This is a genomic window from Cohaesibacter celericrescens (assembly GCF_002866925.1).
In the GTDB taxonomy this organism is placed as follows: Bacteria; Pseudomonadota; Alphaproteobacteria; order Rhizobiales; family Cohaesibacteraceae; genus Cohaesibacter; species Cohaesibacter celericrescens.
Genome location: NZ_PKUQ01000001.1, coordinates 117,474 through 142,021 on the forward strand (window position 1 = coordinate 117,474; position 24,548 = coordinate 142,021).

At 51.2% G+C, this 24,548-nt stretch carries 27 protein-coding genes and 1 pseudogene; 22 read left to right on the top strand and 6 right to left on the bottom strand.

Annotated elements, in window-relative coordinates:
* Window positions 1-18 precede the first annotated feature (18 nt).
* Window positions 19-783, bottom strand: a complete 765-nt coding sequence (locus C0081_RS00570; RefSeq protein ID WP_101531859.1) for a competence/damage-inducible protein A — start codon at window positions 781-783, stop codon at window positions 19-21.
* Between the two features lie 237 nt (window positions 784-1,020).
* Between C0081_RS00570 and sfsA the strand changes: the two genes are divergently transcribed.
* The 3 genes from sfsA (at window position 1,021) to radC (ending at window position 3,383) form a co-directional block, all read left to right on the top strand.
* Window positions 1,021-1,722, top strand: coding sequence for a DNA/RNA nuclease SfsA (gene sfsA, locus C0081_RS00575; RefSeq protein WP_101531860.1), 702 nt, complete (start codon window positions 1,021-1,023; stop codon window positions 1,720-1,722).
* Window positions 1,723-1,836: 114 nt separating this feature from the next.
* The gene (gene map, locus C0081_RS00580; protein ID WP_101531861.1) at window positions 1,837-2,673 is read left to right on the top strand and encodes a type I methionyl aminopeptidase; all 837 of its coding nucleotides are present in this window, start codon (window positions 1,837-1,839) and stop codon (window positions 2,671-2,673) included.
* Window positions 2,674-2,684: 11 nt separating this feature from the next.
* Window positions 2,685-3,383 (top strand): RadC family protein, encoded by a 699-nt coding sequence (gene radC, locus C0081_RS00585; RefSeq protein ID WP_101531862.1) that lies wholly within the window; start codon window positions 2,685-2,687, stop codon window positions 3,381-3,383.
* A gap of 69 nt (window positions 3,384-3,452) precedes the next feature.
* Here radC and C0081_RS00590 read toward each other — a convergent pair whose 3' ends face one another.
* Window positions 3,453-3,845: a MerR family transcriptional regulator gene (locus C0081_RS00590; protein ID WP_101531863.1), complete on the bottom strand. Its 393-nt coding sequence runs from the start codon at window positions 3,843-3,845 to the stop codon at window positions 3,453-3,455.
* A 433-nt stretch (window positions 3,846-4,278) separates the two neighbouring features.
* On the opposite strand from C0081_RS00590, the gene C0081_RS00595 reads away from it, so the two are divergent.
* The 9 genes and pseudogenes from C0081_RS00595 (at window position 4,279) to C0081_RS00635 (ending at window position 12,609) form a co-directional block, all read left to right on the top strand.
* Window positions 4,279-5,193, top strand: a complete 915-nt coding sequence (locus tag C0081_RS00595; protein WP_101531864.1) for an ABC transporter permease subunit — start codon at window positions 4,279-4,281, stop codon at window positions 5,191-5,193.
* Window position 5,194: 1 nt separating this feature from the next.
* Window positions 5,195-6,487 (top strand): high-affinity branched-chain amino acid ABC transporter permease LivM, encoded by a 1,293-nt coding sequence (gene livM / locus C0081_RS00600; protein ID WP_101531865.1) that lies wholly within the window; start codon window positions 5,195-5,197, stop codon window positions 6,485-6,487.
* A pseudogene (locus C0081_RS00605) lies at window positions 6,484-7,305 on the top strand (ABC transporter ATP-binding protein); the annotation flags it as partial. The gene livM and the pseudogene C0081_RS00605, both read left to right, overlap by 4 nt.
* Before the next feature lie 44 nt (window positions 7,306-7,349).
* Window positions 7,350-8,075, top strand: coding sequence for an ABC transporter ATP-binding protein (locus C0081_RS00610; RefSeq protein ID WP_101531867.1), 726 nt, complete (start codon window positions 7,350-7,352; stop codon window positions 8,073-8,075).
* A gap of 17 nt (window positions 8,076-8,092) precedes the next feature.
* Window positions 8,093-8,437: a DUF6867 family protein gene (locus tag C0081_RS00615; protein ID WP_373237397.1), complete on the top strand. Its 345-nt coding sequence runs from the start codon at window positions 8,093-8,095 to the stop codon at window positions 8,435-8,437.
* A gap of 304 nt (window positions 8,438-8,741) precedes the next feature.
* Window positions 8,742-9,848 (top strand): branched-chain amino acid ABC transporter substrate-binding protein, encoded by a 1,107-nt coding sequence (locus C0081_RS00620; protein WP_101531869.1) that lies wholly within the window; start codon window positions 8,742-8,744, stop codon window positions 9,846-9,848.
* 153 nt (window positions 9,849-10,001) lie between these two features.
* Entirely contained in the window at window positions 10,002-10,916 is a 915-nt protein-coding gene (locus C0081_RS00625) for a DMT family transporter (RefSeq protein WP_101531870.1), read from the top strand.
* A gap of 11 nt (window positions 10,917-10,927) precedes the next feature.
* Complete coding sequence (locus C0081_RS00630) at window positions 10,928-11,953, top strand: P1 family peptidase (RefSeq protein ID WP_101531871.1); 1,026 nt, start codon at window positions 10,928-10,930, stop codon at window positions 11,951-11,953.
* Window positions 11,954-12,135: 182 nt separating this feature from the next.
* The gene (locus C0081_RS00635) at window positions 12,136-12,609 is read left to right on the top strand and encodes an Lrp/AsnC family transcriptional regulator (RefSeq protein ID WP_101531872.1); all 474 of its coding nucleotides are present in this window, start codon (window positions 12,136-12,138) and stop codon (window positions 12,607-12,609) included.
* A 15-nt stretch (window positions 12,610-12,624) separates the two neighbouring features.
* On the opposite strand, the gene C0081_RS00640 is transcribed toward C0081_RS00635, so the two are convergent.
* Complete coding sequence (locus C0081_RS00640; protein ID WP_245417820.1) at window positions 12,625-13,866, bottom strand: NAD(P)/FAD-dependent oxidoreductase; 1,242 nt, start codon at window positions 13,864-13,866, stop codon at window positions 12,625-12,627.
* A gap of 356 nt (window positions 13,867-14,222) precedes the next feature.
* On the opposite strand from C0081_RS00640, the gene rpe reads away from it, so the two are divergent.
* The 3 genes from rpe to C0081_RS00655 all read left to right on the top strand — a co-directional run bounded on the left by rpe (window position 14,223) and on the right by C0081_RS00655 (window position 16,886).
* Window positions 14,223-14,897 carry a ribulose-phosphate 3-epimerase gene (gene rpe / locus C0081_RS00645; RefSeq protein ID WP_101531874.1) on the top strand — a complete coding sequence of 225 codons (675 nt, stop codon included), beginning with the start codon at window positions 14,223-14,225 and terminating at the stop codon, window positions 14,895-14,897.
* Between the two features lie 72 nt (window positions 14,898-14,969).
* Entirely contained in the window at window positions 14,970-16,292 is a 1,323-nt protein-coding gene (purB, locus tag C0081_RS00650; RefSeq protein ID WP_101531875.1) for an adenylosuccinate lyase, read from the top strand.
* A 39-nt stretch (window positions 16,293-16,331) separates the two neighbouring features.
* Window positions 16,332-16,886, top strand: a complete 555-nt coding sequence (locus tag C0081_RS00655; protein WP_101531876.1) for an RBBP9/YdeN family alpha/beta hydrolase — start codon at window positions 16,332-16,334, stop codon at window positions 16,884-16,886.
* Window positions 16,887-16,953: 67 nt separating this feature from the next.
* On the opposite strand, the gene C0081_RS00660 is transcribed toward C0081_RS00655, so the two are convergent.
* Window positions 16,954-17,175, bottom strand: coding sequence for a hypothetical protein (locus C0081_RS00660; RefSeq protein ID WP_101532323.1), 222 nt, complete (start codon window positions 17,173-17,175; stop codon window positions 16,954-16,956).
* Window positions 17,176-17,424: 249 nt separating this feature from the next.
* The gene (locus C0081_RS00665) at window positions 17,425-17,748 is read right to left on the bottom strand and encodes a DUF1476 domain-containing protein (protein WP_101531877.1); all 324 of its coding nucleotides are present in this window, start codon (window positions 17,746-17,748) and stop codon (window positions 17,425-17,427) included.
* A 631-nt stretch (window positions 17,749-18,379) separates the two neighbouring features.
* On the opposite strand from C0081_RS00665, the gene purC reads away from it, so the two are divergent.
* The 7 genes from purC to grxD all read left to right on the top strand — a co-directional run bounded on the left by purC (window position 18,380) and on the right by grxD (window position 23,559).
* The gene (purC, locus tag C0081_RS00670; RefSeq protein ID WP_101531878.1) at window positions 18,380-19,147 is read left to right on the top strand and encodes a phosphoribosylaminoimidazolesuccinocarboxamide synthase; all 768 of its coding nucleotides are present in this window, start codon (window positions 18,380-18,382) and stop codon (window positions 19,145-19,147) included.
* Between the two features lie 110 nt (window positions 19,148-19,257).
* Entirely contained in the window at window positions 19,258-19,497 is a 240-nt protein-coding gene (gene purS, locus C0081_RS00675) for a phosphoribosylformylglycinamidine synthase subunit PurS (protein ID WP_101531879.1), read from the top strand.
* A gap of 44 nt (window positions 19,498-19,541) precedes the next feature.
* A complete protein-coding gene (locus tag C0081_RS00680) occupies window positions 19,542-19,733 on the top strand; it encodes a phosphoribosylformylglycinamidine synthase-associated small membrane protein (protein ID WP_101531880.1) in 192 nt (63 codons plus the stop codon).
* Window positions 19,734-19,781: 48 nt separating this feature from the next.
* A complete protein-coding gene (gene purQ / locus C0081_RS00685; protein WP_101531881.1) occupies window positions 19,782-20,471 on the top strand; it encodes a phosphoribosylformylglycinamidine synthase subunit PurQ in 690 nt (229 codons plus the stop codon).
* Window positions 20,468-22,672, top strand: a complete 2,205-nt coding sequence (gene purL, locus C0081_RS00690; RefSeq protein WP_101531882.1) for a phosphoribosylformylglycinamidine synthase subunit PurL — start codon at window positions 20,468-20,470, stop codon at window positions 22,670-22,672. The genes purQ and purL overlap by 4 nt, the downstream gene beginning before the upstream one ends.
* 202 nt (window positions 22,673-22,874) lie before the next feature.
* Complete coding sequence (locus C0081_RS00695) at window positions 22,875-23,108, top strand: BolA family protein (RefSeq protein ID WP_101531883.1); 234 nt, start codon at window positions 22,875-22,877, stop codon at window positions 23,106-23,108.
* Between the two features lie 130 nt (window positions 23,109-23,238).
* A complete protein-coding gene (gene grxD, locus C0081_RS00700) occupies window positions 23,239-23,559 on the top strand; it encodes a Grx4 family monothiol glutaredoxin (protein WP_101532324.1) in 321 nt (106 codons plus the stop codon).
* A gap of 70 nt (window positions 23,560-23,629) precedes the next feature.
* Here grxD and ttcA read toward each other — a convergent pair whose 3' ends face one another.
* On the bottom strand, window positions 23,630-24,514 hold the full coding sequence (ttcA, locus tag C0081_RS00705; RefSeq protein WP_245417836.1) for a tRNA 2-thiocytidine(32) synthetase TtcA: 885 nt from the start codon (window positions 24,512-24,514) through the stop codon (window positions 23,630-23,632).
* Window positions 24,515-24,548 lie beyond the last annotated feature (34 nt).

Consider the following 24,548-nt stretch of genomic DNA (forward strand, 5'->3'; position numbering starts at 1 on the left):
GCAAAGCCCTTATATACCCTAGAATTGAGCCTGTTGTTGAGTTTTTAGGTCCGCCAGCATAGCTTCAATGGCAGAAGCAGCAGTGTCCAGCTTAGACTGATCCCTGCTGCGCATTACGATGTTGGTGGCAAAAATATCGCCTCGAATATAGGGATAAGATCCGATCACAACCGATGGATGAGCCTTTTGCACGTCAGCAAGAGGACCGGCGACGATCCCCTCACCCAACCCGCTATCAATGGTTAAACTGATCATATGACGCCCACCCTTCAAGGTCGGCGCAATGGCATCCATCATGGCTTGCATGACCGATGGCACACCGGCCATCACGTGCACATTTTCCAGCCTGAAGCCGGGGGCACTGGAGACTTTATTTTCAATCAGATCCGCTCCAAACGGAATGCGTGCCATCCGTTTGCGGGCATCATTAAACTCGGCGTTAGGCATTTTGGCATAATGGGCCTCCAAAATGGCCATCGCACGCGCATCATGATCGATCCCAACACCAAAAGCAGCAGCCACAGAATCAGCAGTGATGTCATCATGGGTCGGCCCGATGCCACCAGTGGTAAAAACATAGGTCCAGCGCTTCCGCAGCGCATTAACGGCCTCAACGATAGCGGCCTCGTCATCGGACACCACACGGACCTCTTTAAGATCGATCCCCAGCTGTGTCAGATAGTCAGCAATAAACCCGACATTCTTGTCCTTGGTTCGGCCTGAGAGAATTTCGTCTCCGATAACAAGCACGGCTGCTGTTATTATATCTGCATTCATTGCCATATACTCTCGCAAGGCCCACAATGGCCTCTCTTACTACAAGCTTGAAGAATGCACTTCGCTTTAATCCATACATCCGCTCTTCACAAGTGGGCCGCCATGGTCCACATCAAATCTTAACAAGAAGATAGCCATATCACCAACCGATAGCCTAAAAGATACGTAAAGACCCTCGCATTGGATTTTTTCCTACCGCCAGCTCAGCTCCCATTGCCCCTTTGCTTTTGCCGAGATCCAATTATGAAATTTGAAGCACCCCTCATCCCCGGCCGACTGATTCAGCGCTATAAACGCTTTCTCGCAGATGTAGAGTTGGATGATGGCAGCATCGTCACAGCCCACTGCGCCAATCCCGGCTCCATGTTAGGACTAAAAGAGCCCGGATCCCGCGTCTGGTTATCAAAATCCAACAATCCCAAACGCAAGCTTGCCTACAGTTGGGAGCTTATGGCACTGGGTGAAGCGATGATCGGCATCAACACGGCCCACCCAAATCGCATTGTAGAAGAAGCAATCCTTGCTGGAACAATCAAAGAACTCACCGGCTACCCGACCCTGCGCCGTGAAGTAAAGTATGGCCAGAACAGCCGCATTGATTTGTTGCTAGAGGGAGATGGGCGGCCAGATTGTTATGTCGAGGTCAAAAACGCCCATCTATTGCGCCAGTCAGACTTGGCGGAATTCCCGGATTCGGTTACCAAACGCGGTGCAAAACATCTGGTTGAATTGGGCGACATGGTCGAGGAAGGCCATAGGGCCGTCATGCTCTATTTGGTACAGCGTACCGATGCAAAACGCTTCTCTCTGGCCGCAGATCTCGACCCCACCTATGCGCAACACTTTCAAAACGCCCAAAAGCGTGGCGTAGAGGCCCTTGTTTATGATTGCACCATCACAACACAAGCCATAACGCTCAACCAACCGATCCCCTTTGTGGAATGACACGCCCCGAACCAATGGTTGCGGTGGTAAAGAACAGTTTTCCCCTGCTTCTTGTTTGCACATTTGCGCAGGGAGCGATATCCATGGAGAAAGAACTCAAATCGGAACGACGCAATGGTAAATTATATTGAGGCCAGCCACGGCCCACTGCGAAACACAGGTGACATTCGTCTTTATGGCGAAGATGGATTTGAAGGCATGCGTCGGGCAGGTCAGCTGGCGGCTAAAGCATTGGATGGCGTGGTAGCACTGGTCAAGCCAGGCACCACGACACAGGAAATCGACGACTTCATCCGGACATTTGGCGCCGAACACAATGCCTTGCCCGCGACATTGAATTACCGCGGTTACACCAAATACACTTGCACTTCTATCAATCACGTGGTTTGCCACGGCCTACCCAACAACAAGCCGTTAAAAGAAGGCGACATCGTCAATGTGGATGTTACCTACATTCTAGACGGCTGGCACGGCGACTCCTCCCGCATGTATCCGGTTGGCCACATCAAACGTGCAGCTGAGCGCTTGATTGAAGTCACCCATCAAAGCCTCATGATTGGCATCGAAGCTGCCAAACCGGGCAACACCACGGGGGACATCGGCGCTGCAATACAGGAATTTGCCGAAAATGAACGCTGCGGCGTGGTGAGAGACTTCTGTGGCCATGGTCTAGGCCGCCTGTTTCATGATTCTCCCAACATTCTTCATTATGGCCAGTGGGGCGAAGGGGTCGAGCTGAAACCGGGCATGATCTTTACCATCGAACCGATGATCAATCTGGGCAAACCGCACGTCAAAGTGCTATCAGACGGCTGGACCGCAGTTACGCGTGATCGGTCCTTATCCGCTCAATTTGAACATTCCATCGGCATAACAGAAGACGGCTGTGAGATCTTCACCTTGTCTCCCGCGGGCTTTGACAAACCACCTTATGGTAATGGGCAAACATAGGGAAACAGCGCATGGGCGGATTTAAGGAAGCATCTGGCCAGCCTCATTTCATGGGTCATCGGGAACGATTGCGGCAAAAATTCCGCGATTCCGGCCCCACCGCCCTGCATGATTATGAGTTGCTGGAATTGATCCTGTTTCGCGCCATTCCGCGCCGAGACACCAAACCACTTGCCAAGGATCTGCTAAAACGCTTCGGTTCCTTTGCCGAAGTTCTAGCAGCGCCGGACCATCTGTTGTTGGAGTTTGCAGGCATCGGCCCTTCTGTCGTCACCGAATTGAAGCTCATTCACGCCGCCGCGGCAGAATTTGCGCACGGGCAAGTCAAAGAGCGCCCGGTCCTTTCTTCTTGGAAAGCCGTATTAGACCATTGCCGCACATCGATGGCATTCAATGATATCGAGCAGTTTCGTGTCATCTTCCTTGACAAGAAAAACGCCCTGATTACCGACGAAGTTCAACAGACCGGCACTGTCGACCACACACCGGTATATATCCGTGAGGTGATCAAGCGCGCTTTGGAGCTGTCCGCCACGGCGCTTATCATGGTGCACAATCACCCAAGCGGCGACCCGACACCCTCACGCGCGGACATTGACATGACCAAACAGGTGGCCGAAGCCGCCGAACCGCTCGGTATTTCCATCCACGATCACATCATTGTCGCCCGCAACGGCCACACCAGTTTCCGTGGGTTGGGGTTGCTATAAGGTCCATTGTGATAAATGGCTATCACAATAAAAAGACAGCTTCCTTGTGCTCCTTGTAAGACAGGCTGATTATGAGATAGGCTGAGCAAAGTCATTCAAGATTGCACAATCGGCCTCTTCATCCCCCCGACAAGCATCTACAAGCGGAGCAAGGCTTCCTCTCAACACCTGTAGTTGAGAAATTTTTTCGTCGACGACCGCAAGATGTGCTGTCGCAATCCGCTTCACATCTGCACTCGCACGCATATCATCGGCCTGAAGAGCGAGCAAACTACGGCAATCATCAATCGCAAAGCCCAACTGACGCGCCCGCCCCACAAGCCGCAACCTAATCAGATCTCCATCGCGATATATGCGATATCCATTAGAACCACGCGCAGGAACCACCAAACCGATTTCCTCGTAATATCGGAGGGTTTTTACCGGCAGGTCAATTTGTTTTGCCGCTTCACTGATTTTCACGACCAGCCTCTTGCTTAACTCTACTTAAGTACTTATACATAATCACTATTTTCTGGTTGTCCGGCACGCTAAATAAAGGCCTCTTTTCTGGGCAAATCCAAGTCAAAAAGCAGGCATTCGCAGTTATATAGACTATAGTTTATACGCCAAGGCAGGTTATTCCCAATAATATGACTATTATGCAATCAATCATCTCATTCAGCGGGAGACTTGCGCCAAATCTCCGCCAAACTTGCATGAAACTGACTAAATTTTGGACACTTATCCCATAATTGGCAAATATTCGCTAAATTTAGAGCTGAAAGAATTGTCTAAAACCTGACTTCTTGCTAAAAAGTTATAGTGAGAAGTTTATCTCCAATAAAAAAATATGCACACTTTCCAATAAATAAGTGGCGACCAAGCCACAGGGAGTCAAGGAACAGCGAGTCAAATGGAATATTTTATACAACAGCTGATCAATGGCATTGCGCTAGGCTCAATTTATGGCCTAATCGCCATCGGCTATACCATGGTTTATGGCATCATCGGCATGATCAACTTTGCCCACGGTGACATCTTTATGGTGGGAGCCTTTATAGCCCTGATAACACTGCTAGCGATCACGGCCTTAGGGATCACCTTCCTTCCTGTCGTGCTCTTAATCGTCCTTATCGTCTCCATGTTGATGACATCAGTTTGGGGTTGGAGTGTCGAACGCATTGCCTATCGTCCGCTGCGTGGCTCATTTCGCCTCGCACCACTGATTACAGCGATCGGCATGTCAATCGTGCTACAAAACTTTGTACAGATCGTACAGGGCGCACGCGTAAAACCACTTGCGCCACAAATCACAGGTGGTTTCGAACTCATGGAAAATGATGGTTTCATTGTTCAGCTATCTTACATGCAGATTCTGATCATTGTCACCACCGTGGTGTTGATGGCTGGCTTTACCATCCTGATTAACAAAACGTCGCTCGGACGCGCCCAGCGCGCCTGTGAGCAGGATCAGAAAATGGCAGCATTGTTGGGCGTCAATGTAGACCGCACCATTTCGTTGACTTTTGTAATGGGCGCGGCCCTTGCTTCTGTCGCAGGCGTCATGTTCCTGCTCTATTACGGTGTGATTGACTTCTTCATTGGCTTCCTTGCTGGCGTCAAGGCCTTCACAGCAGCCGTCTTGGGCGGCATCGGCTCTCTGCCCGGTGCTATGCTCGGAGGATTGCTGATCGGACTGATCGAAACATTCTGGTCTGGCTATTTCTCAGTCGAATATAAAGATGTCGCAGCCTTTTCAATACTTGCAATCGTATTGATCTTCTTGCCATCTGGCCTGCTCGGCAAGCCTGAAGTGGAGAAGGTCTGATATGTCATCTTTTATTGATAGCCGTGTCGGCTCCGCGCTTAAGCAAGCGGGCATGGCGGCACTCGTGACATTGGGGCTTACCGTTGTCATGGTTGGCCTTAGAACCAAAACAGCAACGGGTGGCCTTGTCATTGAAAGCCAATGGCCAATGGTCGCTGCTATGGTCGCTGTTGTCTTTGCTGGCCGTTTTCTGATGAGTCTGTTTGTTTGGCAAGGCGAGAATGCCTTCGCCAATGCCACACAAGCCATGATGCCAAAGGCCAAAACCCTTACCAAAATCGGTACTTTTGTCGGTCCGGCTTTGTTGGTTTTTGCCGTCACACTGCCCTTCTATGGCGATCGTTACATGATCGACTTGGGCATTTTGGTTCTTACCTACATCATGTTGGGCTGGGGTCTGAACATCGTGGTTGGCCTAGCAGGTCTCCTTGATCTGGGGTATGTGGCCTTTTACGCGGTAGGTGCCTATTCCTACGCATTGTTAGCCCATTACTTCGGGCTTTCCTTCTGGATCTGCTTGCCGCTGGCTGGCGTACTTGCTGCCTTTTGGGGCATCATCCTTGGGTTCCCTGTCCTGCGACTACGCGGTGATTATTTGGCCATTGTGACCCTGGCCTTTGGTGAAATTATCCGCGTTATTCTGCTCAACTGGTATCAATTCACCGGTGGTCCAGATGGCATTTCTCGCATTCCACGTCCGTCTTTCTTCGGGTTGGAATTCACCCGTAAAGGTGGTTTTGCAGAATTCTTCGGGCTCGACTATTCCTCGTTGCATAAAGTGATCTTCCTGTTTTACCTGATCCTTATTCTCGCGCTAATCACCAACTTCGTAACCATGCGTCTGCGCAAGCTCCCTATAGGGCGCGCATGGGAAGCATTGCGGGAAGACGAGATTGCCTGTCGCTCATTGGGCATCAACACCACCACCACCAAACTGACGGCCTTCTCGTTGGGTGCAATGTTTGGCGGGTTTGCCGGTGCCTTTTTCGCCACACGGCAGGGGTTTATCTCACCTGAAAGTTTCACCTTCATCGAATCCGCCATCATCTTGGCGATTGTGGTTCTGGGTGGATTGGGTAGCCAACTTGGTGTGGTTATCGCATCCATCATCATGATCGGTGGTTTCGAAGTCTTCCGAGACCTCGAAGAACTGCGCATGCTGGTGTTTGGCCTGCTCATGGTGCTCATCATGATTTGGAAGCCGCGCGGCTTGGTTTCCAGCCGTGAACCATCTGTCTATCTCAAAGAGAAAAAAGCTGTTTCCGGCGATCTTGTTGCGGAGGGTGAAGGATGACCACTTGGAAAGACAATCCAATCCTGACCATTGAGCATCTAACCATGCGCTTTGGTGGTCTGGTGGCGGTCGACGACCTCTCTTTTGAGGTAGGTCGCAATGACATCACTGCGTTGATCGGCCCCAATGGAGCTGGCAAGACCACGGTCTTTAACTGTGCCACCGGTTTCTATAAGCCGACCGAAGGCCGCATCACGATGCGGCGGTCCAACGAAGAGGAATTCTTCCTCGAGCAGATTCCGGATTTTGAGATCGCACGTTACGCCAGAGTAGCCAGAACTTTCCAGAACATCCGCCTTTTCGCAGGCATGACTGTTCTGGAAAATCTCATGATTGCTCAGCATAACAAGCTAATGAAAGCGTCCAACTACAGCATTAGCGGCATCTTTGGTCTCAAATCGTTTCTTAACTCGGAGAGAAATTCCGTCGAGAAAGCCAAAGCATGGCTAGAGCGCATCGATCTGATTGATCGTGCTGATGATCCTGCAGCAGACCTGCCCTATGGCGACCAACGGCGGCTTGAAATCGCTCGCGCCATGTGTACCGACCCCGAATTGCTCTGCCTTGATGAACCGGCCGCAGGACTGAACCCCAAGGAAACCCAAGAGCTGAACAGCTTGCTCTATTCTATTCGCAAATTAGATGACACCGCCGTGCTGCTCATAGAGCATGACATGTCCATGGTAATGGAAATTTCCGATCACGTGGTCGTTCTCGACTATGGTGTCAAAATTTCGGATGGTGACGCCGAGCATGTTAAAAATGATCCTGCGGTGATCGCTGCCTATTTGGGTGTTGATGACGAAGAGATTGCTGACGCCGAAGCCGAAGCACACTTCAAGCACAAGGAGGAGCAAACCTCATGAGCGAGCCACTCCTGAGCCTAAGGGGCGTAAAAACCTATTACGGCAAAATCGTTGCTCTACGCGGCATCGATATTGATGTCAATGAGGGTGAAATCGTCACCATCATTGGCGCCAACGGTGCCGGAAAATCGACCACAATGATGACCGTGTGCGGCATCACCCGCGCACGGGAAGGCAAGATCATCTACAACGGTGAAGACATCACCGACATGCCTACCCACCAGATCGCTCATAAAGCCATTGCCCAGTCACCAGAAGGCCGCCGGATCTTCGGCCGCATGACGGTGAAGGAAAATTTGCAAATGGGCGCCTCTGTCATCAAGTATGAGCATATGGAAGAAGACTTGCGCATGGTATTTGACCTCTTCCCCATTTTGGAGAAGCGGCAAAATCAGCGCGGAGGCACCCTGTCCGGCGGAGAGCAACAAATGCTCGCCATCGCCAGAGCTCTGATGTCCCGACCCAAACTACTGATGCTCGACGAACCTTCACTTGGACTGGCGCCTCTGGTGGTCAAACAGATCTTTGAGGTCGTCAAGGAACTGAATGAAAAACAGGGCCTGACGGTCTTCCTTGTAGAGCAAAACGCGTTCCACGCCCTCAGACTGGCCCATCGTGGTTATGTCATGATCAACGGTCAAATCACCCTGACAGGTGGTGGTCACGAGCTTTTGGAAAACCCAGAAGTTCAGGCTGCTTATCTGGAAGGTGGACGGCACTAAAGGGAAAAGGAAAAATCATGTCCATTCTTTGGGGAAATTCCTTCGCCGCATTTATGGTCGTCACCATCTTTTTGGGTGGTGGCGCAGCTTGGATGTCCGGCCGCGGTATCGCTCTCAGTTGGCGTCCTGTCACACAGATGATCTTATATATGGCGCTTTTAACTGCAGCTGTTCGTTTCTTGCATTTTGCCCTCTATGAGGGTGAGCTGCTGTCGCTGCAGTATTATTTGATCAACTTTGCAATTTTGTTAACCATCTGTTGGTTGGGCTTTCGCTTCACGCGGACCAACCAGATGGTAAGGCAATATCATTGGCTCTATGAAAAAGTCAGCCCTCTTTCTTGGAAAGAGCGCAATACCTGAACCAATGCAAACAAGCATGAAAGTGACGGTCACGCCACTTTCCTCTATTCCACCGAAAGGACTAGGTATATTTTATCCAAATATTGCCAACAGGAAAGAAAAGGGATTGAAACTTTTTTAAAATTCAGCCCTAATCCAACCAACCCAAAGGGTTAAGCTTTGCAGGGGGCCTGATTTACGTGCCTAGATTTGACACATTCGGGCCCCACAGTCAGACTTAATGGGTTCAATAAAAAACATTCCAGAATAGTTGTGACCAAAACGGCACAACGGAACGCACCAAACATCTCACGGGAGAGTTTTGATGAAAAAGACACTATTGGCGGGCGTCGCCATCGCAAGCACAATCGCAATGTCCGGCGCAGCTTTTGCTGACATCGTGATCGCCACAGCAGGCCCAATGACAGGTCAGTACGCATCCTTCGGCCAGCAGATGAAAATCGGCGCTGAACAGGCTGTAGCAGACATCAACGCAGCTGGCGGCATCAATGGCGAAATGCTCAAGCTCGAAGTCGGCGATGACGCCTGCGATCCAAAACAGGCTGTTGCAGTTGCCAACCAAATGGTCGGCAAAGGCGTAGTCTTCATGGCTGGCCACTTCTGTTCAGGTTCATCTATTCCTGCTTCCGCAGTTTATGCTGAAGAAGAAATCATCCAGATCTCACCTGCATCTACCAACCCAAAATTCACCGATGAGCGCCCCGATCCAGAAGGCGGCACCTATCGTGTGTGTGGACGTGATGACCAGCAGGGTGCTGTAGCCGGCGCAATGTTGGCTGAAGAATACAAAGGCAAAAACGTTGCTGTTGTGCATGACAAAACAGCATACGGCAAAGGTTTGGCTGATCAGACCCTTCTCAACTTTGAAAAAGCTGGTGGCAAAGCCGCCATGTATGAAGCTTATACTGCCGGTGAAAAAGATTACACCGCGCTGGTTTCCAAGCTGAAACAGGCAAAAATCGATGCTCTCTATGTTGGCGGTTACCACACGGAAGCTGGCCTGATCGTGCGTCAAATGCGTGAACAGGGCATGGACACAGTGCTGATCTCTGGTGACGCTCTTGTGACTGACGAATATTGGTCAATCACTGGTGCTGCCGGTGAAGGCACACTGATGACCTTCTCTCCAAACCCAGCTCTCAACCCACAGGCTGCACCCGTTGTTGCCAAACTCGTAGCGGATGGCAAGCCAACCGAAGGCTATGTTCTTTACACCTATGCAGCAATCCAGGCTTGGGTTGACGCAGTAAAAGCAGCCGGTTCTACCGATTACGCTGCCGTTTCCGACGCTCTGAACAAGGGCGAATTCTCCACTGTGCTCGGCTCACTTTCCTTTGATGGAAAAGGCGACGTAACTCTGCCAGGTTATGTTTGGTATGAGTGGAAAGACGGCAAGTATGAATACAGATAATCGCATTTGGCTCGTTGTGCCATCGCGATCATATGTAAATCATAGTTGATATGAAAAGCCCCATTGCTTTCGCTTTGGGGCTTTTTTCTGCTATTAGCAGCTACGAGATTTGATTATCCTAAGCACCCCCCCCTCAAGCCTGAGTGACCGCCAATGCTCGCCTATCTTGCACTCGCCACCGCAATGATCCTCACCGGCATCAATGTTGCATTGGGAAAAATTATCGTCACCGAAATGCCCCCCGCCTCCTTTGCCATGTTGCGCTTTGTGCTGGCCAGTGCCTGCCTTGTGCCGCTTGCTATGACCGAAAAAGGGGCGCGCGCAAGCCTTTTGGCGCTGACCAAACGGCAGTGGTTTGAAATATTCTTACTGTCCCTCTTTGGCGTGGTTGGCTTTACCACCCTGATGTTGATTGGCATCCAGTATACGTCCGCCATCAATGCCGGTATCATTGCGTCATCCTTGCCTGCCATTATCGCGCTGCTCAGCTGGCTGGTTTTACGAGAATATGTCTCACCCAGAAAAGCACTCTCAGTCGCCCTTGCCGTTGTAGGCATTGCTTGCATCAACTTGGCCACCCCTGAAACAAGCGCAGGATCCAGTCATGTCTGGTCCCAAACCCTACTCGGCAATGGCCTCATATTGGCCGCGGTCACATCAGAAGCCATCTTTGCTATTTTGACCCGCCGTTATGCCAATATGATCCCACCTTGGACACTCACCATGATCGTGCATCTATTGGCGCTTCCAATCACGCTGCCCGTTTTGATGATACAGGATGGGGGCTGGGTCATTCCACAAGCCAACGCCTCTTTTTGGTTGCTGGCTGTCTATTACATCATCACGGCGAGCGTGGTGTCTTTCTATCTCTGGTGTGTCGGCATCAAATCAGTGCCCGCATCCAGCAGCGCCCTGTTCACCGCGCTTGTGCCAACCAGCACACTTCTAGTTGCGGTCTTTGCGCTCGGAGAAAAACTGATTATGCTCCAGATTGTGGGGCTCATTGCGGTTCTAGCCTCTCTGTTCATCGGACTTAAAGCGTCCGCCACGTCGCATTCCACCACCTAAAAGGTCCTTCCATGAAAAACCTGATCACCGACATTGAAGGAATTCTGGTTGGCAACGTCAGCGATGACGCTTTGAAATCTGGCACAACGGCCCTCATTTGCGAGCGCCCTATGGTGGCTTCCTGCGCCATACTGGGCGGAGCCCCGGGCACAAGAGACACCGAACTGCTCAATCCCGATCAAACCGTGGAGACCGTCGATGCACTGGTTCTGTCTGGTGGCTCGGCTTTTGGTCTGGACGCAGCCGGAGGTGTGCAGGGCTGGCTGCGGCAACAAGGACGTGGTTTTTCAGTCGGACCAGTCAATGTTCCGATTGTTCCTGCAGCCATTTTGTTTGATCTGATCAACGGCGGGGACAAAGCATGGGGTCGACAGGGACCCTATTGGGATATGGGCTGGCAGGCAGCGGAAGCAGCAAGCCACGACTTCGATCTGGGCAGCAGTGGCGCTGGCACAGGAGCCCTGACGGCGGGCCTCAAAGGCGGCTTGGGCTCTGCCTCGATGCAAGCCCCCAACGGCATTCGCCTCGGAGCCTTGGTTGCAGTGAATGCACTAGGAAGGGCAACGATGGGCGATGGCCCGCATTTTTGGGCTGCACCGTTTGAAAAGAACGCAGAATTTGGTGGATTGGGATTGCCTGACACCATGCCATCGGAGGTAGACGCGCCTTACACCAAGTTGCAGGCCATGCAAAATGGCATGGGTGGGCAAAACAGCAACACCACGATAGGCATCATAGCCACCGATGCAGCACTGACCAAAGCCCAAGCCAAAAGACTGGCAATTATGACCCATGACGGCTTTTCCCGCGCCTTATGGCCATCCCATACACCGATGGATGGGGATCTTGTTTTTGCCTTGTCCACAGGCACCAAGCCCCTACCCCAAGGCGATGGCGCTTTTGCCGCACTTGGTGCCTATGCCGCCGCCACTATGTCTCGGGCCATAGCGCGCGGCGTCTATGAAGCACAAAGCAAGCAAAACGACCTGTTTCCAACATGGAGAAGTAAATTTTTAGGCCAAGCTCCAGTGGGCTAATAGACATTGGAGCGCGCAAAACAAACCTCTGCAATAGCGCCACAGAGCAGCACATTAGACTGCAAACAGGAACAAGCGTGATGACATCTATTTACAATCGGCATGACGGCGAAAAAAATAATATATACAAACCCGTAGTTTCTTTGTAGTTTTTAGATGATTTCTTCTAAAGAGAGTAAAAAATGGAAAAATTGACGCTGGATTCTGGCGATATCCGGATACTCAAAGTTTTGCAGAATGATGCATCCCTTTCGATAGCTGAAATCGCAAAGCAGGCGGGTATGTCCCAAACGCCTTGCTGGCGTCGCATCAAAAAACTCAAAGAATCCGGTATTCTCAAACAGATCACCGCAATCATCGATCGCGAATCTGTGGGACTAGGCTTTGTCTCCTACGCCTTTGTGAAATTGACAGTACCTAGCCGTAAAAATATGGAAGAATTCGACAAGCTGGTCAGCATCTGGCCAGAAGTCGTCATCTGCGAACGCATCACCGGCGCCGTTGATTATTTGGTCAAAGTCGTGACCGAAGATATCAAAGCCTATGATAATTTCCTGTGCTTTAAGCTTCTCAATTCGGAATTGGTCTCAGACGTACAATCACGCATCGTGGTTTCCACCGTCAAAGAAACCGCATCGCTCCCGCTTGTCGAATAGAGCAAGGCAACAAAATCAAAATCGCTTGGCGGAAAATGGCGAAGGACTGATCGATGGTGTTTTCCCCAAGACCATGTCAGCCATGAGGCGCCCTGTAACGGGACCCGTGCCAAAGCCCATATGGCCGTGACCAAAATTGAAATAGAGGCCAACATCCCTGTCTGATTGATCGATCACAGGCAGAGAATCGGGGAAACAGGGCCGTGCCCCCATCCATGGCTCATCTTCTACCGGTGCCCCCAACGGATACAAATGTCGAGCCCAATCAGCCGCGCGGTATATTTGCGTCGGCGTCTTGCGTGCGTCCCGCGGCGCAAATTCGATGCCTGAAGTGAGCCGAATGCCAAGATCGGTTGGAGTCATCAAGAAACCGATATCCTCATCCACGATTGGCCGATTGAGCACTGCGCCGTCAAGACTGGCAAAATGCTGATGATAGCCACGCTTGGTCGCCAAGGGCAGGCGATAGCCCATCGGCTTGAGTAAATCCATACTCCACGGCCCCAAAGCGACCACCACCTTGGGTGCAGAGACGGACCCATCGGTGCAAGAGACAGTCCAATCGTCCCCTTCCCGCTTCAGGCTCAAAGCTTCCCCTATCCGCACGTCACCACCGCGCTCAGCAAAAAGCGCAGCATAAGCTTTGGTGATCCGCTTTGGCGATGGAACCGAGACACAGCCTTTCCAGAGAATGCCTTTGTCTTTGTGGCTAAAATCAACATGTGGTTCAAGGTCTTCCAAACCGTCCATACCAAGCACTTCAAAGTCTATCCCGAACATATCGGCATAGCGCAAAGCAGCCTCAGTGCCAGCAAAGCTTTTGGCACTGTGATAAAGATTGATCCAGCCAGTGTAGCGGAATTCATCCATCACGCCTGCATCCCTGGCCAAATACTCATGCTCCAGAATCGCATTGGCGCGCAGAGGCGCGACGCCTTGAGCATAGATATCAATGCCAGCAGGGTTGGACAGGCGCCACATCCGCCAGAGCCAACTGGCCATCTTTGGCATAAATGTCGGATGGTAATGCATCGCCACTTGCCGGTTGGACATATATTTCAAAATTTCGGTGATTTTGTTGGGAAGCGTCAACGGCACATAGCCATCGCGTTCAATGATCCCTGCGTTGCCATGAGAGGTTTCTTCACCCGGCTCCCGCCGATCGATCAAGGCCACCCGTTGACCAGCCGCCTGCAAATGCAACGCAGTGCTTACGCCAACAATACCGCCCCCCAGAACAACCACATCGTAGCGCATCACATATCCTCAGGTTAAATCAATTTTTGTTAAACGAGTGAACGAGTAAAATACATCGTCAAGCCCCACCATCCCGTTTGTCACGAGACACTGCAATAGGGGTCATATTCTCAGTCTGTCATGTCTTTATAAAGCGGTCTATAAAAATGCATCCAATATCCAATTTTTAGCAATTGGTGAGAGCCCTGTCATAATAAAAACAACACCATCATGTCCGCATGACAAAAAAGCAGCACCTTGATGCAACAAAGGCAACAAAAAGAAGAAACTTGTGCCGCTCTAAACTTGCCCAAACCCGCTATAATGTGTTACCCGCGAAGCCAACACTCTTCTCTCAATCAAGGACAGCAAAACTCATGGCGCGACCCATTAAAATCGCCCCTTCCATCCTCGCTTCAGATTTTGCCCGCTTTGGCGAAGAAGTCAAAGCCATTGATGAGGCTGGATGTGACTGGATACACGTTGATGTCATGGATGGCCATTTTGTTCCAAACATCACTTTTGGCCCTCAGGTTGTACGCGCAATTCGCCCCTATACCGAAAAATTGATCGATAGCCACCTGATGATCTCTCCTGCCGATCCCTATCTGGAGGATTTTGCAGACGCCGGATCGGACATGATCACAGTGCACGCCGAAGCGGGCGTTCATCTGGATCGCTCGCTTCAGGCCATCAAAGCCATGGGCAAATTGGCAGGGGTTTCGCTCAATCCCGGAACCCATGAAAGCGTTATTGAATATGTGCTCGATAAAGTGGATATGGTGCTGTTGATGAGCGTCAATCCCGGTTTTGGCGGTCAGTCGTTCCTGCCTTCCACCGTCGACAAAACCCGCCGCGTGCGCGAAATGATCGGCGACCGCGACATAGACATCCAGATTGATGGCGGCATCACCACGCAAACCGCGCCACTCGTCGCAGCAGCAGGAGCCAACATTCTTGTCGCAGGCTCAGCGGTTTTCAAAGGCAATTCCATTGACGCCTACCGCGACAACATAGCCCGCATTCGCGAAGCCGCCGAAAAAGCGCAATAGAACAAAACACAATAGAAATCCCGCAGATGCGCGCACCACGCGCTCGCTAACCCAATTAGACAGGCAATTGACATGATCCCTCGTTATTCCCGCCCCGAAATGGTCGACATCTGGTCCCCAGAGAATAAATTCCGTATCTGGTTCGAAATCGAGGCCCACGCATGTGACGCATTGGCCAAACTCGGCGTCATTCCAGAGGCAGCAGCCAAGACCATTTGGGAAAAGGGCAACGCTGCCACTTTCGATATTGCTCGCATTGACGAAATCGAGCGGGAAACCAAGCATGATGTGATTGCATTCTTGACCCATCTGGCCGAGATCGTTGGACCTGATGCCCGCTTCATTCATCAGGGCATGACCTCTTCCGACGTTTTAGACACCTGCCTCAGCGTTCAGTTGACCCAAGCAGCGGACCTGCTTCTGGCAGATCTGGACACCCTGCTCGACGCCTTCAAACGTCGCGCGATGGAACACAAGAACACTGTCTGCATTGGCCGGTCACACGGCATTCACGCCGAGCCTGTAACCTTTGGCTTAAAGCTGGCAGAAGCCTACGCCGAGTTTGACCGCTGCAAAAAGCGTTTGATCGCCGCTCGCGAAGAAATTGCTACCTGTGCCATTTCTGGTGCAGTAGGAACCTTCGCTAACATTGACCCTGCCGTTGAAGAACATGTTGCAAAAGCCTTGGGCCTACAGGTAGAACCAGTTTCAACCCAAGTTATTCCTCGTGACCGCCATGCCATGTTCTTTGCTACATTGGGGGTGATTGCGTCCTCCATCGAGCGCGTTGCCACTGAAATTCGCCACCTTCAGCGCACAGAAGTGTTGGAAGCAGAAGAATTCTTCTCTAAGGGCCAAAAAGGCTCTTCGGCCATGCCGCACAAACGCAACCCCATCCTGACCGAAAACCTGACAGGTCTGACCCGTCTGGTTCGCATGGCCGTAACGCCAGCGATGGAAAATGTTGCTCTTTGGCATGAGCGGGACATTTCACACTCTTCCGTTGAGCGTATGATTGGCCCAGATACCACCGTCACGCTAGACTTCGCTCTGGCACGCCTCACAGGCGTGATAGACAAGCTGTTGGTTTATCCAGAGCGCATGATGGGCAACATGGATCGTTTGGGCGGTCTGGTACACTCCCAACGTATTCTCCTTGCCCTGACACAGGCCGGCTCGTCCCGTGAAGACGCCTACCGACTGGTACAGCGCAATGCTATGAAAGTGTGGGACAGCTATCAGGTCTCCGGTGATGCCGGTGTTGATTTCCTTACCGAGCTGCTTGCCGATGAAGATGTTCGTACCTACTTGTCTGAAGACGACATCCGTGATCGCTTTGATCTTGGCTATCACACCAAAAATGTCGATGTCATCTTCAAGCGCGTTTTTGGCTAAACGCAAGACAACGACACAGTCAAAACAAAGGGGCAGAATATGAAGGCGTCTGAAGCAGACATTTTCATCATTCCGGGGCTGGATAATTCCGGCCCCGACCACTGGCAATCCCGCTGGGAAGCAAAAATCAGATCTGCGCGACGCATTGAGCAGGCAGATTGGTCAAACCCTCAGCTGGAAAGCTGGGTCAGCACCATATTGCGTGATGTGGAAGCAGCAAATCGCCCTGCCGTTCTGGTCGCACATTCTCTGGGTGTCGTCGCGGCAGTGAAGGCAGCACATGCGATCAAGCCTGGCCTGGTGAAAGGTGCGTTCCTTGTTGGTTTGCCCAATGTAGAAAGCGATGAGCATGTGCCAGAACTCATCAGGCACTTTGCGCCCATTCCAGAACACAAATTACCCTTCCCGTCCATTCTAGTAGCCTCGCGAAGCGATCCCTATTGTGCCTATGACACAGCCGTCCATTATGGCAACAAATGGGGATCTACGCTTGTTGATGCTGGCGAAACCGGCCACATCAATGACGAAAGTGGCCAAGGTCCTTGGCCAGAGGGCTTGATGACCTTCGCTAATTTCATGCGAGACCTGTCTTAAGATCACCGTAGAAAACAAAAAGGCCCGATAGCAATGATCGGGCCTTTTGTATTTTACAACACTCAAATCACACGACCGCACGAGGCCCCTTCTTGGAAACAGCTGCGCTGATACGCTTGGCGACGAACCAAGACACAGGCAGAGCCAAAACCGCACCGGCGATCACAAAAGACACAAAAAAAGTAGGATCAAAATCCAACGTACCAGACATACTCAACGGCACCAGAGCACAAATCCCCGCCAACGTTGGTGCGATAATAATGTAAAAAATTGCAGTCAGTTTCAGCATGTAGGTCTCCCATGCAACTACACGCAAACAGCCACGGATCCCCGGAAAGCTATAGCGCAGGTCCATATTCAATGATGAATAATGGATGCATAATTTCCACTTGGCGCTGACTTATATCAAGTAGGCGTGCGGCAAGTTATCCTTATGTGAACATTCAAAACAAATGAGTAGAAACAAAACGAGCCTGATGAAAAATCATCAGGCTCTATAAATTTGAAGTCTAAAGATGATCAAAAGACGCAAAGTGCGCTAATCACCATCGGTCAATTGCTTAACTGCGGTCTGCATCAACTCTGCCATGGTACGGCGAATACGGTGTTCGGATTGATCAACGCCATTGTCTTTAAAATCGGATTGGATTTTCCGAAACACATCTTCCTCGCCCGGTTCCAAAAAATCAGAACGAACAACTTCTTTCGCATATTCGCCCGCTTCTTCAGCATCAAGACCCAGTTTTTCAGCAGCCCACAGCCCGAGCAATTTGTTCCGACGCGCGGTCGCTTTAAAGCGCAATTCTTCGTCATGTGCGAAGCGGGCTTCAAAACCATCCTCTCGCTTTTCAAATGTCGTCATAAAATCCCTCCCGATCAGGCAAACACCGGCACCTGCTTGTTCTCACCTATACTTGGTGCAGGCAAAAAAACAACAGGACCCAAGCCAATTTCCCTCAAACTTTGGTCTGAGGGCAGCATAAACAGACCTCAACCTCCTCCCTTTACTATACCACAAAATACACAGGATCGTTGAAATTACACCACGTCAGAGCCCCGTCCCAAACCAGCAAACGCCCCAGCAATGCGCTCATTTCCAACACATCTTAGTGGCGACTGCTGCCATCAAGTCAGCACTAGAATATTATTGGCAAAAAACTGGAACTTTTGACGTTTCAAAGATTGTGATTCAGCGCAGAATTCGCTAATCAGCGGGCTTGAGTGCTCGACCGCGCGCGCTCGGCATGGATTCTTTGCCGCGAGCCCCAATTCCGAGCACAAATGGTTTATAGTTTACAGGCTCCAAAGTCTGATTCTCATAGGGGGCAACAGCCGCCAGTCCGATCACAGAATTCTATGCTGCGCATTCCGGTGCAGCTTGATTGAAATATAATTGCTACAACATAAGTCAGCAGCAGACCTCCTGTCACACGCAGGCTTTATGCTCCATCCAACAGCCCAAGCCCTGGGCTTAACCGAACGGTACAACGCTCATGAATCGTCGTCGCAGGATCTATGAAGGCAAAGCCAAAATTCTTTATGAAGGTCCAGAGCCTGGCACTCTGATTGCCCATTTCAAGGACGATGCTACTGCTTTCAATAACAAGAAGCATGAAATCATCGATGGCAAAGGCGTTCTGAATAACCGCATTTCAGAGTTCATATTCTCGAACCTGAACGATATCGGCATTCAGACCCATTTCATTCGCCGCCTGAACATGCGCGAGCAGCTCATCAAAGAATGCGAGATCATTCCTCTTGAGGTCATCATACGCAACGTAGCTGCGGGTTCCATCGCAAAACGTTTGGGACTGGAAGAAGGCACCCAGTTGCCACGGTCGATCATTGAATTTTGCTACAAAAAAGATGAGCTGGATGACCCGATGGTATCCGAAGAGCACATCACAGCATTTGGCTGGGCTTCCCCGCAGGAAATCGATGACATCATGGCTCTCGCCATTCGCATCAATGACTATCTGTGCGGCATGTTCCGCGCCGTGGGCATTCGTCTCGTCGACTTCAAGATCGAATGCGGTCGCTATTTCGAAGGCGACACAATGCGCGTTATTCTAGCCGACGAGATCTCCCCTGATTCCTGCCGTTTGTGGGACATTGAATCCAACGACAAATTGGATAAAGACCGTTTCCGCCGCGATATGGGCGGTATGCTCGAAGCATACCAAGAAGTGGCCAAGCGGCTAGGCATCATCATGAATTCCGCTCCAGAGCACAGCGGCAAAGGCCCTGTTCTGGTCAAATAACATGCAAAGGCAGGCCAAACGCCTGCCTTTTTCCATTAATCCTTCTGCCTCTCCCCATCCCTGTCGCGACAGGCGAGACAACAGGACTGGGAAACTAGGAAAGCAAAAAGATGAAAGCACGCATCACCGTCACACTGAAAAACGGCGTTCTGGACCCTCAGGGCAAGGCCATTGAAGGCGCTCTGGGTGCATTGGGCTTTGACGGCGTCGATTCGGTTCGTCAGGGCAAGGTGATCGACATCGCGCTCGCTGACACCGATAAGGACACTGCACAGACCAGGCTTTCTGATATGTGTGAAAAGCTATTGGCCAACACTGTCATCGAAAACTATCAAATCGAGATCCTCTGAACCGCCTGATCTGCGACTAGGGCAGGAAGGGACAAAGTGCACAGATGGAAAGACCACCGCTTACCCAAGAGCCAACAGGAAAAATGACGGACCCTGATGCTGGCGCCACACAAGAGGCCCGCTTTAATCAGAAAGAAGAAGCTGCCAAAGCCATCCGTTTTATGCTGATGAAAGCCGCTATCTTCATTCTCATTCCGGTCGTCGCCTCTACGCTCGCGGTATTTTTTCTTCTATGACAGGCCATAATTTGGCTGCTGAAACCACAACAAACCGGAGCAGGACTGATGAAAACTGCCATCCTTGTATTCCCCGGAACCAATCGTGAGCATGACATGGCCGCCGCCGTGCGCTCCATTTCCGGAAGTGATCCCATGATGGTCTGGCATGCCGAGACCCAAATCCCTGATGCCGATCTGATCATTTTGCCTGGCGGCTTTTCCTATGGCGATTATCTGCGCTCTGGAGCGATCGCGGCACGGTCCCCCATTGTGGCGGATCTGTTGGATAAAGCCAAACAAGGCGTACGCATTCTGGGTGTTTGCAATGGCTTTCAGATTTTGACAGAGACGGGCATCCTGCCAGGCGCTTTGATGCGCAACGCTGGCCTGCATTTTATTTGCAAGGAAGCTTTGCTGCGTGTTGAACGGCAAGACACCATCTTCACCAGCGCCTATAAAAAGAATCAGGTGATGCGATGCCCTGTTGCGCATCATGACGGCAATTATTTTGCCGATGATGAAACCTTGGCAATGCTCGAAGACGATGGCCGTGTTCTTTTCCGCTATTGCGATGCAAATGGCGAGATCACCAAAGACGCAAACATCAACGGTTCACGCAACAACATCGCGGGCATCATGAACGCTCGCGGTACAATTCTGGGTATGATGCCTCATCCCGAAAACCTCATTGAAGACCTGCATGGTGGCCTCGATGGCCGCGGCTTGTTTGAAAGCCTATTGGAGAAGGTGGCATGATCCCGACAGAAATCAAGATCACTCCGGAATTGATCGCCTCTCATGGGCTCAAACCCGAAGAATATGAGCATATTCTTGAGCTGATCGGCCGCGAGCCCACCTTCACCGAGTTTGGTATTTTTTCAGCAATGTGGAACGAACACTGTTCCTACAAAAGCTCCAAGCTTTGGCTGCGTACCTTACCAACCAAGGGCCCTCGCGTATTGCAAGGACCGGGTGAAAACGCAGGTGTGGTTGACATTGACGATGGCCAGACCGTGGTTTTCAAAATGGAAAGCCACAACCACCCCTCCTATATCGAACCCTACCAAGGCGCAGCCACAGGCGTTGGCGGCATTCTGCGTGATGTATTCACCATGGGCGCGCGTCCGGTCGCGGCCATGAACGCGCTGCGGTTTGGCATGCCCGACCATGAGCGCACCCGCCACGTTGTTTCTGGTGTTGTTGCCGGTGTGGGTGGCTATGGCAACTGCTTTGGCGTACCCACTGTTGGTGGCGAGGTGGATTTCCATCCGTCCTACAATGGCAACTGTCTGGTCAATGCTTTTGCTGCAGGTCTGGCCGATGCAGACAAGATCTTCCTGTCAGAAGCCAAAGGCGTTGGCATGCCTGTTGTCTATCTGGGTGCTAAAACCGGACGTGACGGTGTTGGCGGCGCGACCATGGCATCATCAGAATTTGATGATGATTCTGCTGAAAAACGCCCAACCGTTCAAGTTGGCGATCCATTCAGCGAAAAACGCCTGATGGAAGCCACGCTCGAACTGATGACAACCGGTGCCGTCATCGCCATCCAGGATATGGGCGCAGCCGGTCTGACCTGTTCCGCTGTTGAAATGGGAGCCAAAGGCAATCTCGGCATTGATCTGGACCTTAACAAGGTGCCCGTGCGCGAAGAGAATATGACACCCTATGAGATGATGCTGTCAGAATCTCAAGAACGCATGCTGATGGTGCTGCATCCTGACAAACGCGAAGCGGCGGAAGCTGTATTCCGCAAGTGGGAACTGGACTTTGCCGAATGCGGAATGACAACCGACAATCTAAGGTTCCGCGTCTATCACAATGGAGAAAAAGTCGCAGATCTGCCGATTAAAAAACTCGGCGATGATGCACCTGAGTATGATCGCCCTTGGATCGAGACACCCAAACCGGCCAAATTGGATCCTGCGACCGTACCCGCTCCCGCTGACTTGCTAGAAAGTCTGGTCAAAATGGTCGGCACTCCAGATCTGTCGTCCCGCCGTTGGGTTTGGGAACAATATGACACGATGATTCAGGGCAACACCAAACAACGCCCCGGTGGCGATGCCGGAGTCATCCGCGTTGATGGCACCCAAAAAGGTCTCGCCTTTACCGTTGATGTAACGCCCCGCTATTGTAAAGCAGACCCATTTGAAGGTGGCAAGCAGGCCGTAGCAGAAAGCTGGCGCAACCTGAATGTTGTCGGCGCAGAGCCATTGGCTACTACCGACAACCTCAACTTTGGCAACCCAGAAAAACCCGAAATCATGGGACAGTTCGTCGGTTGTATCAAAGGATTGGGGCAAGCATGCGAAATGCTGAACATGCCAATCGTTTCAGGCAACGTCTCTCTATATAACGAGACATCAGGCGAAGCGATTCTGCCAACTCCAGCCATTGGAGCTGTTGGCCTCTTGCCCGACGTCGACATGGCCATCGGCAACGGATTTGTTGCGGAAGGGGATGCACTCATTCTGGTTGGTGGCCATGGCTCTGAAATGGGCCAAAGCCTCTATTTGCGTGACATGCTGGGACGCGAGGAAGGTGCGCCTCCAAGCGTTGATTTAGCCGCTGAAAAACGCCATGGCGACTTTGTCCGCACCGAGATCCGCGCTGGTTCCATCAATGCGGCGCATGATATTTCAGACGGTGGCCTTGGTGTCGCTCTGGCTGAGATGGCCATGCGGTCAAACCTTGGCTGCACCATTGAACTGCCAGTTGAGAACACCCATATTGCTTTCTATGCAGAGGATCAGGCCCGCTATTTGATTACCTGCGGTTCAGACGTCGCTGAAGCAATGGTCACCAAAGCGAAAGAAGCTGGCATTCAGGCTGAACAACTTGGCACCATTGCAGGCGACACGGTTTCTGTTAAAGGATACGGTGCAGTCTCGGTCGCAACACTCAAAGACAGCCATGAAAACTGGTTCCCTGAGTTCATGGCGCAAGAGGTCTAAACCGATGCCAAATATTTGACTGGTGATTGTCTAAAAATTCAGCTTGACCAGACCCAGTCTAAAAGAGACGCTTGTGCAAACACACATTCTGCCTTTCTTCATGCGAGAAAGGCAGAATGGGCAGAATAAATGATCGCAACAGAATACGGATAATTGCGTAATTCTGTCTTCTCTGCCAAAATCAAGAAATGAGGAGACCAGCATGCCGATGGACGCAAGCGAAATAGAAACTCTAATCAAGACCGCCCTACCGGATGCCAAAGTTGTCATTCGCGATTTGGCTGGCGACGGCGACCATTTTGCTGCCGAGGTTGTATCGGAAAGCTTCCGCGACAAATCTCGTGTACAGCAGCATCAGATGGTTTATGAGGCCCTGCAAGGCAACATGGGCGGTGAACTACACGCTCTGGCTTTGCAAACCTCCATACCGGATTAATTTCCAGTGGCACCCAAGAAAGCGGATTGCCACAATAGACAACGCTTCAGGCCGCGACTTGACCAAAGGCAATGCTTCCCCGGGCAGTCTTTTGCAAACACGGTCTTATCAATTGCGCAAAGGACGGATTATGAGCGATATCAAAGACTGGATTGAAAACGAAGTAAAATCCAACGACATTGTGCTCTTCATGAAGGGTAGCCCAAGCTTCCCTCAGTGCGGGTTCTCCGGACAGGTTGTTCAGATCATGGACTATCTGGACGTCCCTTACAAAGGCATCAATGTACTGGAAAATGACGATCTGCGTCAGGGCATCAAAGATTTTTCCAATTGGCCAACCATTCCCCAGCTTTATGTCAAAGGTGAATTTGTTGGTGGTTGTGATATCATCCGCGAAATGTTCCAAAATCAGGAACTGCAGACCTTGGTCAATTCCAAAGTCTCAGCTTGATTGGCCATCAGCGCCGAATCAAAAAACCCGGATCATTGATCCGGGTTTTTTATTGAGTGATCAAAACCCTTCAGTCTTCGTGCATAGCCAAGAAACTCTCGGCCAAAGCCGAAACGGCCCCACAACCCTCTCCATCGTCATCGTCCGCCCCTGCCCGTTCATCATCAATAGACAGACCCTGAAAATCAAACAGCTTGGGATCAAGCATGTGAGATGGTCGGATGTTGGACAGAGCACGGAACATTACCTGCGTGCGCCCCTTATGTTGGGCTTCAAACCCTTGCAACATGGCTTTGACCTGTTGCCGCTGCAAACCGTCCTGTGAGCCGCATAGATCGCATGGAATGATCGGAAATTGCATCAGAGTGGCAAATTTCTCCAGATCAGATTCTTCACAATAGGCGAGCGGACGGAAAAGCATTAAATCCCCCTCCTCATTCTTCAGCTTTGGCGGCATGGTCGCCAAGCGCCCACCATGCATCAGATTGAGAAAGAACGTCTCCAGCATATCATCGCGGTGATGGCCCAGCAAAACCGCATCACAGCCATGCTCACGCGCCACACGATATAGGTTGCCACGCCGCAAGCGAGAACAGAGCGAGCAATAGGTTTTGCCCTCAGGGATCTTCTCTTTGACGATGGAATAGGTGTCTTGCCGCTCGATATGATACGGAATCTCATGCTCTTCAAAAAACCGCGGCAACACATCGGACGGGAAGCCCGGCTGGGCCTGATCCAGATTGCAGGCTAACAGGTCTGCATCCAGCACCCCGCGCCATTTCAAATCCAGCAACAAAGCCAAAAGCGCATAGGAATCCTTGCCACCTGACAGACAAACCAAAAACTTCTGTTTTCTGGTTGTCATATTAAAGTCGTCCATTGCCGCCCGCACATTGCGCAAAAGCCGTTTACGCAGCTTTTTAAAAGCAACGGAACTGGGTGCCTTGCGGAACATAGGATGGCACAGGTCATCCTCTTCGCCTTGAATA